This window comes from Streptomyces sp. NPDC001732 (assembly GCF_053596315.1).
On the sequence record NZ_JBSFFY010000207.1, the window covers coordinates 1 to 1,282 of the forward strand.

The 1,282-nt window shown below is 67.9% G+C and carries 2 protein-coding genes; both read left to right on the forward strand.

The features are described from left to right. A partial coding sequence (locus tag ACWCXX_RS41420) for a Mu transposase domain-containing protein (RefSeq protein WP_451136502.1) occupies nt 1-460 on the forward strand: 460 nt, incomplete at its 5' end. Next, on the forward strand, nt 457-1,227 hold the full coding sequence (gene istB, locus ACWCXX_RS41425) for an IS21-like element helper ATPase IstB (RefSeq protein ID WP_451136504.1): 771 nt from the start codon (nt 457-459) through the stop codon (nt 1,225-1,227). The genes ACWCXX_RS41420 and istB, both read left to right, overlap by 4 nt. Nucleotides 1,228-1,282 lie beyond the last annotated feature (55 nt).

The following is a 1,282-nucleotide window of genomic DNA, read 5'->3' on the forward strand; positions in this document are numbered from 1 at the left end:
GGTCACTCAGCGGCATCTACGGCACGTCGGCAAGGACTGCCTGGTCGCCTTCGACGCGAACCTCTACTCGGTGCCCGCCCGCAGGGTCCGCCCCCGCCAGTTGGTCGAGGTCCGGGCCACGAAGTCCCAGGTCACACTGCATTCCACTGTTCCTGACGCCAGCGGTCAGACGCTGCTGGCAGTGCATCCGCGGGCCGTTGGACGAGGCGCCCGCATCGTGGATGAGACGCACTGGGACGGCCTGCCCACCGGCGCCGGCCGCCGTGTCACCACCGGCGACGCTCTGCCCTCACCCCGCCGCAACCAGCCCCCGAAGACGGAGGCCGGACCGCTGCAGGCTCTGCTGAACCGGGCCACCGCCGCCAGCGTCGAGGTCGGCCGCCGTCCCCTGTCGGTCTATGACGAGCTGACCGGCACCCGTCCCTTCACCTCACCCGCCCCGACCAAGGACGCCCGTTGAGCGAGCTGACCAGCACCCGCATCCGCACCACCGCCGCCAAGCTCGGCCTGCCTCACCTGGCCGAGGCCCTGAACCAGTACGTCCAGCGGGCGGACGAGGCCAAGATGGGCTACCTCGACCTGCTCGACCTGGTGCTGTCCGAGGAACTCGCCGTCCGCGACGACCGCCGCTTCCGCAACGGCCTGCGGCTGTCGAAACTGCCGCACCACAAGACGCTGGAGGACTACGACTTCTCCTTCCAGCCCGAACTCGACCCGCGCAAGATCAAGGACCTGGCCACCCTCTCCTTCGTCGAGGACAAGGCCAACGTCGCTCTGCTCGGGCCGCCCGGGGTCGGCAAGACGCACATCGCCGTCGCTCTGGCCGTCGCGGCCTGCCGGGCCGGCTACTCGATCTACTTCACCAGCCTCGACGACATGGTCCGCCACCTCAAGGCCGCCGAGGACCAGGGACGGCTGATCAGCAAGCTCACCAGCTACCTCCGCCCCAGCGTCCTCGTGGTCGACGAGGTGGGCTACCAGCCGCTGGAACGGGCCGAAGCGAACCTGGTCTTCCAGGTGATCTCGAAGCGTTACGAGAAGGGCTCGATCATCCTGACCTCGAACAAGACCTTCGGCGAGTGGGGCCAGGTCTTCGGCGACGAGGTCCTGGCCACCGCGATCCTCGACCGACTCCTGCACCACTGCGAGGTCGTCTCAATCAACGGCAACAGCTACCGGCTCAAGAACCGTCTCCAGGCCATCGAACGGGACACCGACGTGGCCTGACCAGTGGTGCACATAACTCCGTACTCGGTGGTGCACTCAGACGAGTACGCGGACA